The organism is Undibacterium sp. GW821-FHT07F11 (genome assembly GCF_059418665.1).
In genome coordinates this window covers 14,503-29,437 of the sequence record NZ_JBWKQH010000019.1, presented here as the reverse complement: position 1 = coordinate 29,437, position 14,935 = coordinate 14,503, and the positions used below count along the sequence as shown (strand labels likewise).

Here is a 14,935-nt window from a genome sequence, read left to right as displayed (position 1 = left end):
GTTTTTTTTGTGCGAGGTGGTATTGGTGCGGCTTCAGTTCGCATCAATTCTGGAGGGTAGGGCAATAGGAAGGTGCGTGCAAACTCTGGATTCCTGCATGCCAGCCAATCGTCCCAGTCTTCAGGTCTGAGTATGACAAGTGATCGCTTTTCATCGCCAGGCTTGTGAAACCTATGCATGACTGGATGGTCGTCCGCGTTGATTGTGATCTGCGTGAATGAATAGCTGACGCTGCCGTCTACCTCTTTCCATTCCTTGTACAAACCTGCCACGGCAAAATCTGGCTCATCGATTAGGCCAATGTTCCAGTTGACGGCCTTGCCGGTCTCGTAGCACGGCTCGCTGAAATGCTCCATGGGCACGAGGCACAGTTGCCCATCTTTCCAAGGCCGTGAATACGTTCGCAATTCGCCAATCGTTTCCGACCTGGCGTTCATCGTCGAATAGCGTTTGCCAGGCGGCTGCTTGGCTTTTGGCAGCAACCCGTAATTGCCGAGTACTGCTTCCCGCACACCATTGGCCCCATGCCTAATAATCGGGGCTTTGTAGTCTGGCCATGTCTCGCGGTACCAGTCTTCTAAGTTGCGACCGGTGGCTTTGAAATGCTCAATTTTTTCGGGGCGAGTAGGGGCGTAGTGTGTGCACATGCTGTCTCCGGCGTGAGAAAAATAGGTATATTATTTCAATAACAATCTTTTATTAATACCGCGGACGATTAAAATTAACGGATACAACAAAACACTTCATAGAGTTGAATTTGTGCTGATTTAAATCGTATTATAAATAACCTGCAACGATAGCTGACCGTCAAATGAATGAAATTCAAATACTAAACCGACAAAAAGCTATTAAATTAAAAAATGCAAACTGCCCGTATTGCGGGAAAGTCTTTTCAGAGTTTCTAAAGTCAAATGTCGAGCATGTTATCGGCCGACGTTTTGTTCCAAAGGGCACGCTGTCCGCGCAGTGGAATTTAATTTTGAATGCATGTGTAGATTGTAATAATACAAAATCGGACTTAGAAGATGACATCTCTGTCATTTCCATGATGCCAGATAACTTTGGTAACTTCCCATCGGACGATCCGAGATTGAAATTGGAAGTTGATCGCAAGGTCCGCATGTCAAGAAGTCGTCTCACCGGCAAAACAGTAGCGGACAGCCATGAAGAGATAGTAATAAAGGGCGAGTTCGGTTCATTGGACTTCAACTTCAAATTTATTGCGCCTCCCCAGACGGAAGAGAGAAGAATTTATCTGCTATCTCATTACCATTTCCGAGCATTCTTTTACTGGATAACGTACCAACCCAATTTGCGCCGAGGCGGTTTCGCACCAGGTATTTATCATCCCGTTGCAACTTGCCGTCGAGCAGACTGGGGGGCACCGAGAATGCGTTGGTTCATGAACGTTGTACGTGATTGGCACGTGAAGGTTCATGCCATTGGCGCTGATACTTTTTTCAAGACATTTGTACGGCGACATCCCAAAAAAGAAGTATGGTCTTGGGCCCTGGAGTGGAATCATTCAGTACGTGTCATTGGCTTCTGTGGCGATCATGATTCAATTCTGGAGTTGATGGCTTGTGCGCCACACCATAGTTCAGAGTTTTCACAAGAGACGCGTAATCATTCCTTCCGATTTCGTGTGGAAGTGCCACTTCCAGATGATGCTGATGATCTTTTTAGTTTCTTTGCAGACGTGAACCAAAATAACGAATAACCACACTTCAGTCTGATGTTGTCTCTGGAAGAAATTTGCCATCCGGTGCGCAAAACGCCGTATTTGACGCACTGTATGCATAGCCAGTAGTGCAGAATTGGCGGGGCTTTCCAGCGTATGCCGTTGCGCATCATGTGACTCGAAATCAGGCGTAGTAGCAATACTATCGGGGGTTCGAATCCCCCCCTCTCCGCCAGAATATGAAAAGCCTTTGGAGTCCAAGGGCTTTTTTGTATCTGATTGGCATTTTTATGCGCCAGTAGGGCCCAACTATCCGGGCTTCCTTTTCGATTAAATTTATGCTAAGCTCCCCGACTGTCTAAAATTTAGGCACATTCTTTTATTTCCCGAATTGTTGCTCTGATGCTGATCACCGTGTGAGTTCAGTGAAAATTTTTGCAGAAGCACATCTCTCAGGCTAGACGATCAGGTATCAAGTGAACGCAATAGATCAAGCAAAGGCGCAAACAAAAACGCAAGCAAAAGCAAACCCGGGCAGGAACGTGCTGCGAAGAAACGCCGGTTTCACTCTGCTGGAATTGCTGGTTGTGGTGGTGATCATAGGTTTGCTGGCTTCGTATGTAGGGCCAAAGTATTTCGCACAAATTGGCAAGTCTGAGGCGGCGGTTGCAAAGGCTCAAATTACTGCGTTTGAAAAAGCACTGGATACTTATCGTATCGATGTGGGGCGTTTTCCAACGAGCGAAGAGGGGTTGACTGGTTTGCTGGAAAATCCATCTGCAAATACAAAATGGAATGGACCTTATTTGAAAAAATCCATTCCACTTGACCCCTGGGGGCGTCCTTATCGCTATCTGTCGCCAGCAAAAGACAAGGATTTTGAAATTGTCTCTTACGGCAAAGATGGTCAGGCAGGCGGCACAGGTGATGACGCCGATATTAGTAATTAGTAACTAGGTGCTTTTGGCGCAAACTTTTTAAATTAAACTATGCGCTTCAAAATAAGGGCACTGACACCTGATCAGCAAATCGTTGAGGAAATCGTTGAGGCGCGCACTGAAGCCGACGTACGCCTGGTGATAAAGGGCCGTGGCTGGGTGATCTCGTCATTGCAGCAAACCGGTTCCCTTTCAATATTGAAATCTGGTCGCTCCGGGGTAAGTCCTGGTAAATTTTCTCTGCTCCTGTTTAGCCAGGAATTGCTGGCTTTGCTCAATGCGGGCCTGACTATAGTCGAAGCACTGGAAGCCTTGCTCGAAAAAGAACAAAGTCAGGAAATTCGTGCTGTATTGTCTACCGTCCTGACTGGTTTGCAGGAAGGGAAGCGCTTTTCCCGGGTATTGGCTGAGCAAGAAGAATATTTCCCAAGTTTATTTGTCGGTATTGTGCAAGCGTCAGAAAGTACCAGCAGCCTGTCCCCCTCATTGGCGCGATTTGTTGAGTATCAGCAGCGCATTGATGTTGTCCGCAATAAAATTATCAGTTCTCTCATTTATCCTGCCATCCTGTTTTTGGTTGGTGGCGCCGTTACCTTCTTTTTGCTGGTGTATGTCGTGCCGCGTTTTGCTGAAGTCTATCGAGGTACCGGGCGTTCACTGCCATGGTCGTCCCAACTGTTGCTGAATTGGGGGGCTTTTGTGACAGAACACGGTTCTGTATTTACTCTGGTTTGTCTGGCAGGCATTTTGTCACTAGGTATCTTCATCAAAGGCGTGTGGCAAAAAAACGGTGCTTTGGGTCTGGTCGCCAAATTCCCGGGGTTTAGTGAATCTATTCGTATTTATTCTTTATCCCGGCTGTATATGACCCTGGGTATGTTATTGGATGGTGGTATTCCCATCGTTGCTGCCTTGAATACAGCTGCCAGTATGGTCGGCGCAAATATGCAGATGGCTCTACATCAGGCGACCACTTCGATTGAATCTGGTGTCATGTTGTCTGAAGCTTTTGAACGTTATGAACTGACTACACCAATTTCGCAGCGGCTGTTAAGAGTGGGCGAACGCACTGGTGAATTAGGGAAGATGCTGACGCAATCGGCAAATTTTTATGAAGGCGAAATCACGCGCTGGATAGACCGTTTCATTCGTAGTTTTGAACCAATTCTGATGGCAGTCATTGGCCTGATTGTTGGCACTATCGTGGTGCTTTTGTATATGCCTATATTTGATTTGGCGGACGGTCTTTCATGAATAGTGCTTTCGATAATATGACTAGCGTACTGGTTACACCAGAATTGCTCCAACAAGCCAGGGACTATGCCAATCAACATCACGTCAGTATGTGGCTTGCCCTGCAGAACCTGACGCAAGTTGAAGCCAGGAAGTTACTGCAGACGCTGGGCCACTATTGCGACATGCCCGTGATGGAAACGATGGAATTGCAGGCGCACGTGCCGGCTTTTGATTTGCTGCCACTGAACCGTGCCATGCAAAAACAAAGCCTGATACTGCGTGACGCGCAAAACTGTTTGTTTGCAGTCATATCTGATCCTTTCGATCCCGACGTCCAGATCTGGCTTGGCTCTATCGCCAAATCTCCCATACAGTTCCGGCTGGCATTGAATACCGACATACAGGCATATTTGTCACGTCATGAAGAGTCAGCACGAACAACTGATAGCCTGGCAAATACAGGTTCCCTTGATGCACAGAGTAAACGCGAGAGCAAGGCTGCCACCAGGCTGTCATTTGAATCTGTTTCAGAAGCAGCCAGTCCCGCAGTCAAGCTGGTCAATACCACCTTGTATGATGCTTTAAAGGCTGGCGCGTCAGATATCCATCTGGAAAGCACGGCACAGGGTTTGAGCGTCAAGTATCGCATTGATGGTGTACTCGATCACATCACTTCGACAACCGGTATTGCCGATGCGGAACAGGTAATTTCCCGCCTTAAGGTATTGGCTGAACTTGATATTTCAGAGCGTCGCGTGCCGCAAGATGGCAGTTTCTGCATTGAGGTTAATGACAGGGAAATCGATTTGCGACTCTCCATCATGCCCAGCATACATGGTGAAGATGCGGTTATCCGTATCCTCGACAAGCGCGCAATGGTTGAAGCTTATGGTGCACTCAGTCTTGAGGCATTGGGTTTTGATGAGGCGTCGCTGGTTACCCTGCGCATGTTGACAGAAGAGCCGTATGGCATGCTACTGGTAACAGGACCGACTGGTTCAGGCAAAACAACCACGCTGTATGCGGCTCTGTCAGAAATCAATAGCGGACGCGAAAAGATCATTACCATTGAAGATCCGGTTGAATATCAATTGCCCGGCATATTGCAAATCCCTGTCAATGAGAAAAAAGGGCTTACCTTTGCCAAGGGTTTGCGTTCCATCTTGCGTCATGATCCCGACAAGATTATGGTGGGTGAAATCCGTGATCAGGAAACAGCAGAAATAGCCGTGCAGTCAGCATTGACGGGCCATCTGGTGCTTACCACCGTGCATGCCAATAATGTATTCGATGTATTTGGCCGCTTTGCTCATATGGGTATCGATCCTTATGCTTTTGTCTCTGCATTGAATGGCATCTGGGCGCAGCGTCTGGTACGCATCAATTGCCCGCACTGTTCGACAGAAATCAGTGTTGATGAGCATATGTTGAAGCGGGTCAACCTGACTGCGGAAGACGTTCATGATTTCCACTTCCGGCAAGGGCAGGGCTGTGGCGATTGCCGTGGAACCGGCTATAAAGGCAGGCGTGCCATTGCCGAGATACTCACTTTAACGGATGAAATTCGTGAAATGATTATCGAAAAACGTCCTATCAGGCAAATCAAGGACGCTGCGCGTCGCAACGGTACTACTACCTTGCGTGAAGCAGCGTTGGCAATGGTCAAGCGCGGCGATACGACGCTGGAAGAAATTAAAAGGATTACGCTCCATGCTTAAATTCTTTTGTTCTTCCTTATTGGTCGATATCAAAGTCGGGCAGATTCATATCAGCCGACAAGCTGCAAAATTGCGTCGCTCGCCGGAACTTGAAGCTGCACTCTCGTTTCCGCTGGATATAGAGCAGGATGTCAGTGATTTTGGCCTGCAATGGGAGTCGGCATTCGCCAATTACCTAGACAGAAAAGGTTTACTGGAAATAATACTTGACAACGTGCTGGTCAAATTTTTTGTGCTGGCGCCACCCGCACATGCGCAGTCTGTAAAGGATTTGCACGCTGCAGCCCGGATGAGGCTGGAAACTTTGTTTAATGTGACCAGCGATGACTGGCTCATCAGTGCTGACTGGCAAAGCAATAAACCGTCATTGGTCTGTGCCATTCCCAAGACGCTTTTGGCAAAAATCAGTGGTGCGAGTGAAAAATCGGCTCAGCGGATATTGAGCTTGCAACCTCGCTTTGTATGGATGTGGAACCAATGCAAGCAAAGATTTTCAACCGACACCTGGTTTGTATCTGTTGAAAAGCATGCGATGACGCTGGCCGCATTTCAGGACGGATCTTTGCGCATGGTCAAAACCATATTGTTGCATGATGCCAGCGACGATGCATGGTTGCGTACCCAATTGCAAAGAGAAGCAATGCTGCATCAATTGAATCCACCTGCACAATTGTTGCTTGCAGGTCGTATTCCAACTACCTGGCAATATAGCGTGTTGCGCCAGACTGACCAGTATCAGCTCGCAAAAAAAGATCTAGCAGACAGTAGTGCTGATGTCAGGGTTTTGCCGAAGAACAGAGCGGGAGCAGTTTCATGACATCGATACGGATAGAGTTCGCCCCGGATTCAATCGCGAAACGTTTGCATTACACCTCATTCCCGGTACTGTTGCTGACTGTGCTCGTTCTGGTTTTGCTGGGTGGTTTGGTCTGGCGTGGTAATCAATTGTTTCAAGATCGTATGCATGCTGCAGAAAAAATGCAGAGCTTGCAGGCTGACATAGAGAAAATTGAAAAGAAGCAATTGAAGACGCCGCCACTCAAGCTACCGCAAGAACAAGTGATTGCGGTCAATCAGGCAATTGCCAAACTCAATCTGCCATGGACAGACTTGCTTGATGCCCTGGAAAAAGCCAGTTCTGACAAAGTAGCCCTATTGCAGGTAACGCCGAACAGTCAAAAGGCCAGTCTTAAAGCAGTGGCAGAGACAAAGAACAGCGACGACATGATTGCTTATATCGAAACCTTGAAACAGCAAAAATTGTTTACCACCGTGATTCTTGAAAAACACGAAATCAATGAGCAAGACCCGAATAAGCCATACAGGTTTCAATTTGACGTGCAATGGCGCGACGGAGTCAGGCAATGACAACGTCCCAAGCAAGAAATGCTTCAAACTTGCCAAGGCAAATCCGGCTCGCCATTGCGTTGTCAGGGCACACATTTGGCTGGTTCAAATTACTGTTGCTGTGCTTGCTGCTTGCAGTTGGCACGGCTTGGTGGCGCGGCGTGCCCTATATGCAAAAGCAGATTTACAGGATGGAAGAACAGCAAGCTGATCTGCAGATAAAACGCCAGCAATTGAGCATGGCCAAACAAACGCCAGTACTGGACGATAATTTGCAGCGTCTGAATGCATTTTATGAATTGCTGGGTGAAAAGAAACACGTAGAACAGCAAGTGAAAACCATACTGTATTTAGCCAATGAAGCAGGCGTCAGCCTGAAAGCTGGTGAGTATCAGCTGGCAGAAAACAGTGCAGGCAGATTTTTCACCTACAAAGTGCAATTGCCCGTGAAGGGGAGTTATTTGCAAATCCGCAAATTTGCAGAGCAGGTTTTGCTGACCATCCCATTTGCATCGCTGGATGAAACTTCATTCAAGCGTGAAGCCATCAATGGCCCTGTGATCGAATCGAAAATGGTGTTCACCTTATATGTTGGTACAAACACGACATTGCCTGGCAGGGGTTTTGAATGAACCTGCGCAAAATTTTACTGGGCGGCGGCTTGCTCGTGGCTGTATGGGTAGCCTTTTATGCAGACAAAACACCTGACAGCGACATTGTTGAAGCCGTAACACCTGCAAAGAGGGGGCAGGTGGTACAGACAAGCCCTACTGCTACAAAAGTAGTGGATGCCAAAGCAAAGATGCCAAGCGCGAATCAGGTGCAGGAAATTGCTACTATTGTCGACAGAAAGCAATTAATCGCTGGTGACTACAAGGGTAATGAAAGCTTCTTTGGTACGCAAAACTGGACGCCGCCACCGCCACCTGCAGCGAAACCACCGCCGCCACCGCCTCCAACTGCACCGCCTTTACCATTTCGCTATCTGGGTAAAAAGACAGATGATGGCCAGATGGAAGTTTACCTGTCCAGTGGTGACCGGACTTTTATCGTCCAGGAAAAAACTATTATCGAAAATATCTACCGTGTTGATGCCATCAAACCCACCATGATGAGCATCACCTACCTGCCCTTGAATCAGGTACAGACTTTGCAAATCGGTAGTGCAGATTAACTAATTGAGTACTTATGAAATCATTTCAACACTTGCCGTGTCGTCGACTGCTTACCCTGGTGGCTGTGTGCATCTCGCTGTTTGGCTGTGCTGCACAGATGGCCTATCGTGACGGCAAAGACCTCATCGCACAGGACAAGCTTGAAGACGGTCTGGAGAAATTCAAGTTCGCCATGGCAGAGGCACCGGGCCAGCTTGAATATCGCAAGGCTTACCTGAAAACGCGTGAACAAATCATCTATAGTTTGCAAGAGCAGGCAGACCAGTCAGTCAAGCTGGAAAAGTTGGCTGCCGCAAGAACTCATTTTCAAAGAATTTTGAATATCGATCCGGCAAATGAACAGGCTAGGGCGGGGCTATTCAAGCTGGAGCAACTTGATCAACATGCGGTATTGATCGCCGAGGCGCAGGCTTCGTTTGATAAGAAAGAATACAGCCGTACTCAAGCCCTGACTAAAAAAGTGCTGGCAGAAAACCCTGGTAGTGTAGCAGCCAATAAATTGGCCAGGATGGTCGCCGAGTCTGTCGTGCAGGCACCGCAAGAAACAAGGTTAAACGCAGCTTACAGAAAAACCATCAATATTGAATTCCGTGACGCGCCGGTCAAGCAAGTTTTTGAAGTGATTTCCCGCACGTCGGGCATTAACTTTTTATTTGACCGTGATGTCAAAACTGATCAGCGTACTTCATTGTTCTTGAAGAACAGCACGATAGAATCAGCCATCCATTTCACATTGCTGACCAATCAACTGGAGAAGCAGGTTTTGGATGGAAACACTATCCTGATCTATCCCAATACTGCAGCCAAACAAAAAGAATATCAGGAGATGGTCGTCAAAAGTTTCTACCTGACTAATGCAGAAGCCAAAAACGTATCGAACTCACTCAAAACACTGGTCAAGACACGTGACATCGTTGTCGATGAAAAACTCAATATGCTCATCCTCAGGGATAGCCCTGATGCCATCAAATTGGCGGAAAAAATCATCGCCCTGCAAGACTTGCCTGAACCAGAAGTGATGCTTGAGGTTGAAATACTGGAAATAAAACGCACCCGCCTGCTGGAACTGGGCATGCAATGGCCAAGTTCACTCAGCCTTGCGCCTATATCATCGGCAGCTGGCGGTGCATTGACCTTGCGTGATTTGAAAACCAATCTCAATCCGTCCACCATCAGTGCTACTCTTGGGCCAGTGTCCGTCAAGGCCAGGCGTGAAGTGGGTGATGCCAATCTTTTGGCCAATCCGCGCATACGTGCCAAAAACCGTGAAAAAGCCAAAATACTGATAGGTGAGCGTGTACCTAATATCACCACCACTGCCACGTCCACTGGTTTTGTTTCTGAAAATATCAACTACATTGAAGTGGGCTTGAAGCTTGAAGTCGAACCAACCATTTATCTCGATAATGACGTTGGCATCAAGATAGCGCTCGAAGTGAGCAGCCTGACTAATCAGTTAAAGACACAATCTGGCTCGGTCGCCTATCAAATAGGCACCAGGACAGCCAGCACAGTCCTGCGCCTGAAGAATGGTGAGACACAAATATTGGCAGGCCTGATCAATGATGAAGAACGCAATTCAGGCACCAAAGTGCCAGGCCTTGGTGAAATGCCAGTTGTTGGCCGCTTGTTTGGCAGTCAGCTTGATGATAGTCAGAAAACTGAAATCGTACTCTCGATTACACCGCATCTGATACGCAACATTCAACAACCAGAATTGCGCAATGCCGAATTCCAGTCAGGTACCGATAGCAGCTTCAGGATCAGGCCAGAAATGTCCGACACTACGCCCGCATCAAACGCGGTTCCTGGCAGCACTTCATATGACGCAGCAAAGAGCACTGTAAAAACTGATGCCAATCCGGCTAATGGCCTTGGTGGGGGCAATAACAATGCAAACGGTGCTGGTAGTATCAATGGTGGCGTGGGTGGCATCAATGGTGGTATAGCGGGCACAGGTGGCATTGCCAATGTAGGTATGCCGCAAATGGAATGGCAGGGGCCGCGTAGCGTAAAAATTGGCGATGTATTTTCATTGCAGTTGATCATGCAATCAGATCAGCTCGTTACCAGCGTGCCGCTCATTCTGGGTTTTGATCCCAATGTCTTGCAAGTGGTGAATGTGAGCGAAGGCATCTTCCTGAAACAGGGCGGGGCACCCACCAATTTTAATGCTTCGATAGATCCCAAAGGGCAAGTGACTGTCAGTAACACACGCACTTCTGGCGGTGCCAGCAGCCCGGGTAGTCTGATGACCATCAACTTCCGCGCCATGGCGGCGGCAGAATCAACGCCACTCAAAATACTGTCTGTTACGCCAGTTGGTGTGGCGGGGCGTAATTTGCAGGCCCAGGCCTTGCTGCCTTTTAATGTTGAAATTCTGCCCTGACAGTTAAAGGCATAAAAAGAGCATAAATAAGTACAAACGACATGAAACGTGCAACCGCAAATGGCTTCACTTTAATAGAATTGCTGATTACCCTGGCAATTTTAGGCCTGCTGGCAAGCATTGCCATGCCCGTTGCGCAGATAGCTGTACAGCGTGGCAAAGAGAAAGAATTGAAGCTGGCTCTGCGTGAAATACGTACAGCAATAGACCAGTACAAACGCCTGAGTGATGAAGGGCGCATTCTCAAAAATTTCAATTCAACTGGCTACCCGGCAAATCTGGATATGCTGGTAGAAGGTGTTGTTGATCAGCGCGATCCCGGTCACAGGAAAATATATTTCCTGCGCCGTTTGCCGCGCGACCCTTTGCAAGCTAATCTTAATCTGGATGCCGCTGCCAGTTGGGGCAAGCGCAGTTATGCCAGTGAGGCGAATGATCCACAAGAGGGTGACGATGTGTATGACGTTTATTCAACCAACTCACAACAAGGCTTGAACGGCATCGCCTACAGGCAATGGTGAAGACATGCGAACACAAATGAATTTATCTGTGCAATATAAGCGAAGCAGTGGTTTTACATTGATAGAACTGCTGGTCGTGCTCGCGATTGTCGCCTTGCTAAGCACTTTGACATTGCCCCGTTATTATCAGAGTCTGGATAAAGGCAAAGAAGCCGTGCTGGTAGAAAATCTGCGCACAACGAGGGAAAGCATTGATAAATTTTACGCAGACACTGGCCGCTATCCAGAAAACCTGGAGGAACTTGTTGAGCGTAAGTACCTGAAAGATTTACCCATAGACCCCATCACAGAAAGCACGACGAGCTGGCAAATTATTGCGCCGGTGGATGGTGCTCAAGGGCAGGTCTACAACATACAAAGTGGCGCGCAAGGCCAGCGTGCTGACGGTACGGCTTATCGTTCCCTTTGAATGAGCGCATGCAGAAAAATACCAAAGTCAAGCTCCGGCGGAGCAAGTCAGCATTCCATCAAGGCGGCATGGCTTATCTTGGTCTGCTATTGAGCCTGGCCTTGTTATCGATTGCCGCATTGGCCACCATGCAAGTTCATAGCCTGATGCAAAGGCGGGCAGCAGAAGAAGACTTGCTTTTCATCGGACAACAATTCCAGCAAGCCTTGCTGAGTTACGCCAATGCCACGCCACCTGGCGGGCTGAGGGCTCCTGCATCACTCAATGACTTGCTGCGCGACCCGCGTTATCCCATGCCACGCCACCATGTACGCCAGCTTTATCTTGATCCAATCACTTTGCAGGCGGATTGGGGTTTGCTGTTGTCGCCTGATGGAAAAGGCATTATCGGTATCCACAGTAAATCAGAACGTGCGCCGATCAAGATCGCCCAGTTTCCGGCCTCATTGAGGGGTTTCGAAAATAAAAAAAGCTACCAGGAATGGGTATTTAAAGTACTTTAAATGTAACTGAAAATGCGTGGTGTGGCACCATTGTTGTTTAAGTAGCAGTAATACCACTTTATAAAAAAAGCAGAAATTTAAAATGCTGCTTTTAATTAATATTGCTATAGAAAAATTATTTTTTGTGCATCTTCCTGAATATTCCTCAGATATCACTAGTAGTGATACCAGTTATGGGGAATTTAGTACTTGCCACAAATTGTAACAATAGTTACTATCCGGGTTCAAATTTTTAACGTCTATCTGCGATCTCTCAAATTTACTACTGAGGTTCGGCTCAGTGCGTTTATTTCAGGGGTCTGCTGTGCTTCAAAATGTTGGTACTTTTGCGCGAAACTTGTTGGTTGGCGTTCTTTTTTTGTTGGCCTTATTGGTAAATAGGGCTCATGCGCAAACTACAGCACAAATGGCCAATGGCCTGCAATGGCTCAATGCGCAGGTACAAGCCGACGGCAAACTCAGTGGTGAGGCGCAATCCATTGCAGCTCCCTTGCAGGCGCGCTCAGAAGCCGCGCAAACATTGAAACTGTTGGCGACGTTGCCGACTAGCTTGGTATCAAGTATTGCCGCAGACACCGAAAACAATACCGAATACCTCGCACGCAAGATTATTTCATTGAGGGCCAATGGCCAGGATCCGGCGAATTTACTGGATCTGCTGCTCACACGTCAAGGCGTGGAGGGCGGCTTTGGCGGTGCATCGTATTACTCCAGTAATGTCGTTGATACAGCATGGGCAGTATTGGCATTAGCGCAAACTAACGGTGGGGCGAATGACGCCGCTAATCGTGCACGCGCCTATCTCGTCACCCAGCTCGCATCCGATGGTGGTGCATCTGGGCCAAATGACTGGAATCGCAAATACAGCAGCGCTATTATTTTGCTTGCATTGCAAACTGTGTCGGATGGTAGTAACACCGCTATTGTCAGGGCGCTGGCGTCCTGGTTGCAACAACAGCAAGCTGCCGACGGCAGCTGGTCAGGCAATACCTACCTCACTGCGCTTGTTATGGCCGGTATTGTGCCGGTGACAACGGATGCTGCGGTACGCACTAATGGGCGTAATTTTCTGGTATCGAAGCAGGGGGCAGATGGCAGCTGGAGTGCCGATCCTTTCCTGACGGCCCTGGTATTGCGCGTGCTCTCTGGACAAGCTGGATCACCGGGCAGCGCTGGCGTTTTGCAAGGACAACTGGTTGATAATGCCACCAATGTACCTTTGCCTGGTGCGGCTGTAACCTTGTCCGGTACATCAAATCAAGTAGCGACAACCGATGTGTCCGGGCGGTTTGCCTTTAATGGCTTGGCGTCAGGGAATTACTCAGTAACGTACTCCCGTGTTGGCTATACTTCCAAAAATGCCAGTTATAGCGCTGTCGCGGGTCAGATAAGCGATGCAGGCATAGTCAAGCTGGCCCAACTTGCAGGTACCGGTATTATTCGCGGTCAAGTGACTGCGACGAATGGCTCGGCATTGCCCGGTGTGGCCATATCCTTGTCAGGGGCGGCAACGCTGAACGCGACTTCCGACGCTAATGGACGTTATGAATTCATCGTGCCATCGCCCGGCGCCTTTGCGATTTCAGCCAGCCTGACTGGTTATAAAACTGCCTCATCCAGCGGTACGGTCGCGGCAGGGCAAACTGTATTGTTTGCGCCAGTGTTATATGCCAATAACGAAACCACTCCAGGCACCATCCGGTTTACAGGTAAGGTCGTATCCGCTGGACAAAATACGCCGTTGGCGGGTGTAGCCATACAGATTGGTGGCGCGGCAAATAGCAACGCTGTGACAACCGCAAATGGGCAGTTTGATCAAACCTTGAATCCCGGTAGTTATACTGCCACTTTCTCACTGTCAGGTTATACTTCGGTCACGCAAATCTTTACTGCTTCTGCTGGTAGTGTCGTTGATGCTGGAACCGTTACCCTGATGCCAGTCAAGACCAGCACTAGCATCAAAGGGAAAGTCGTCAATACGTCCAATGCTGTAATCGCAGGGGCATCGGTACAGATCGTCGGTATGTCCAATACCGCAACAACGGCGGCGGACGGTAGCTACTCCATTAATAATATCTCTGGTACCAGTTTCTCGGTGCGGACTAGTGCTGTCGGATATAACTCCCAAACGATCAATTTGCAGGTCTCCGCACCATCTGACCTCGTGCAAAATTTCTCTTTGGCACCGCAAACAGCCAGCGTGCTTTCCATTGGCGACCTGATTACCAGCCAGACCCATTACGGTGCTTATAAACCGGTCGCGATTCAGATCAATGTGCGCAACACCGGTACCGAAACTCGTTCGGGCACCTTCAAGGCGGCTATTGTTGATGCACAAGGTCAGATAGTTGATAACGTGGATGCAACCTGGACCAATGCCCAAGGTGGTTTGGTGCGCCAGTTTGATTTTCCGCCCGGCGACACCAGTTTGACCATACCCTGGAGTACTAATGCAAATGCGCCTGGTGCCTATTCCATCTTGGGAACTGTTTCTACAGGCACAGCCGGTGGCCTGGAAAATATCGACAGACAGGCAAGTATCGTGATTGATCCCACAACAGAGATCGGCAGCGTAACGGTATCGCCGAAACCACGTTTTGCTAACGTCGGCGAGACCAAGTCGATTCAATTTGGCATCGATGTATTCAATCGTTCCAACGTTCCAGTCAGCACGGACGTGGCCTTCCAGTTGCAAACTCCTGGTGGCAACATCATTTACGGCGGTACCAGCAAAATAGATTTGTTGCCTTCTGATGCCAGCAAATCGCTAGTTCTGACCGGTACATCTTACACATTTGCACAAAGCGGATCTCATCCTATATTGGTGCAGACATCGAATGGCCCGACACCGGCCACTGTCATGGGCGGCACTATTGTCGTCGCACCTGGCATACGCATTGAAATGAGTCAGGAACTTACACCATCAGTCGTAACGCCAGATGGGAATAAGAGGATACGCACCGATATCCTGCTCAAAGGAGTTGAATCAAAATGAAAAAAATAAACTACCAATGGGTT

14 protein-coding genes are annotated in these 14,935 nt (G+C 48.4%); 13 read left to right on the top strand and 1 reads right to left on the bottom strand.

The window, feature by feature from the left end:
* The coding region (locus AC07OI_RS29555; protein ID WP_495259637.1) for an SOS response-associated peptidase at positions 1 to 647 on the bottom strand (647 nt) is incomplete at its 3' end.
* A 164-nt stretch (positions 648 to 811) separates the two neighbouring features.
* Here AC07OI_RS29555 and AC07OI_RS29550 point away from each other — a divergent pair.
* The 13 genes from AC07OI_RS29550 to AC07OI_RS29490 all read left to right on the top strand — a co-directional run bounded on the left by AC07OI_RS29550 (position 812) and on the right by AC07OI_RS29490 (position 14,912).
* Positions 812 to 1,720 carry an HNH endonuclease gene (locus tag AC07OI_RS29550; protein ID WP_495259636.1) on the top strand — a complete coding sequence of 303 codons (909 nt, stop codon included), beginning with the start codon at positions 812 to 814 and terminating at the stop codon, positions 1,718 to 1,720.
* Between the two features lie 503 nt (positions 1,721 to 2,223).
* Entirely contained in the window at positions 2,224 to 2,631 is a 408-nt protein-coding gene (gspG, locus tag AC07OI_RS29545) for a type II secretion system major pseudopilin GspG (RefSeq protein ID WP_492705997.1), read from the top strand.
* A 39-nt stretch (positions 2,632 to 2,670) separates the two neighbouring features.
* On the top strand, positions 2,671 to 3,873 hold the full coding sequence (locus tag AC07OI_RS29540; protein WP_492705999.1) for a type II secretion system F family protein: 1,203 nt from the start codon (positions 2,671 to 2,673) through the stop codon (positions 3,871 to 3,873).
* Entirely contained in the window at positions 3,870 to 5,573 is a 1,704-nt protein-coding gene (locus tag AC07OI_RS29535; protein WP_495259635.1) for a GspE/PulE family protein, read from the top strand. Before AC07OI_RS29540 ends, AC07OI_RS29535 begins: the two co-directional genes overlap by 4 nt.
* A complete protein-coding gene (locus tag AC07OI_RS29530) occupies positions 5,566 to 6,390 on the top strand; it encodes a hypothetical protein (RefSeq protein WP_492706002.1) in 825 nt (274 codons plus the stop codon). Before AC07OI_RS29535 ends, AC07OI_RS29530 begins: the two co-directional genes overlap by 8 nt.
* Positions 6,387 to 6,941, top strand: a complete 555-nt coding sequence (locus AC07OI_RS29525; RefSeq protein ID WP_492706004.1) for a PilN domain-containing protein — start codon at positions 6,387 to 6,389, stop codon at positions 6,939 to 6,941. Before AC07OI_RS29530 ends, AC07OI_RS29525 begins: the two co-directional genes overlap by 4 nt.
* Positions 6,938 to 7,552: a hypothetical protein gene (locus AC07OI_RS29520; protein ID WP_492706006.1), complete on the top strand. Its 615-nt coding sequence runs from the start codon at positions 6,938 to 6,940 to the stop codon at positions 7,550 to 7,552. The genes AC07OI_RS29525 and AC07OI_RS29520 overlap by 4 nt, the downstream gene beginning before the upstream one ends.
* Entirely contained in the window at positions 7,549 to 8,094 is a 546-nt protein-coding gene (locus tag AC07OI_RS29515; RefSeq protein ID WP_492706008.1) for a hypothetical protein, read from the top strand. Before AC07OI_RS29520 ends, AC07OI_RS29515 begins: the two co-directional genes overlap by 4 nt.
* Before the next feature lie 14 nt (positions 8,095 to 8,108).
* Positions 8,109 to 10,484 carry a secretin GspD/PilQ domain-containing protein gene (locus tag AC07OI_RS29510; RefSeq protein WP_495259634.1) on the top strand — a complete coding sequence of 792 codons (2,376 nt, stop codon included), beginning with the start codon at positions 8,109 to 8,111 and terminating at the stop codon, positions 10,482 to 10,484.
* A gap of 41 nt (positions 10,485 to 10,525) precedes the next feature.
* Positions 10,526 to 11,005, top strand: a complete 480-nt coding sequence (locus AC07OI_RS29505) for a type II secretion system protein (protein WP_492706012.1) — start codon at positions 10,526 to 10,528, stop codon at positions 11,003 to 11,005.
* Positions 11,006 to 11,021: 16 nt separating this feature from the next.
* On the top strand, positions 11,022 to 11,414 hold the full coding sequence (locus AC07OI_RS29500) for a type II secretion system protein (protein WP_495259633.1): 393 nt from the start codon (positions 11,022 to 11,024) through the stop codon (positions 11,412 to 11,414).
* 8 nt (positions 11,415 to 11,422) lie between these two features.
* Positions 11,423 to 11,917: a type II secretion system protein gene (locus AC07OI_RS29495; RefSeq protein ID WP_495259632.1), complete on the top strand. Its 495-nt coding sequence runs from the start codon at positions 11,423 to 11,425 to the stop codon at positions 11,915 to 11,917.
* 406 nt (positions 11,918 to 12,323) lie between these two features.
* The gene (locus AC07OI_RS29490; protein ID WP_495259631.1) at positions 12,324 to 14,912 is read left to right on the top strand and encodes a carboxypeptidase regulatory-like domain-containing protein; all 2,589 of its coding nucleotides are present in this window, start codon (positions 12,324 to 12,326) and stop codon (positions 14,910 to 14,912) included.
* The last annotated feature ends 23 nt before the right edge of the window (positions 14,913 to 14,935 follow it).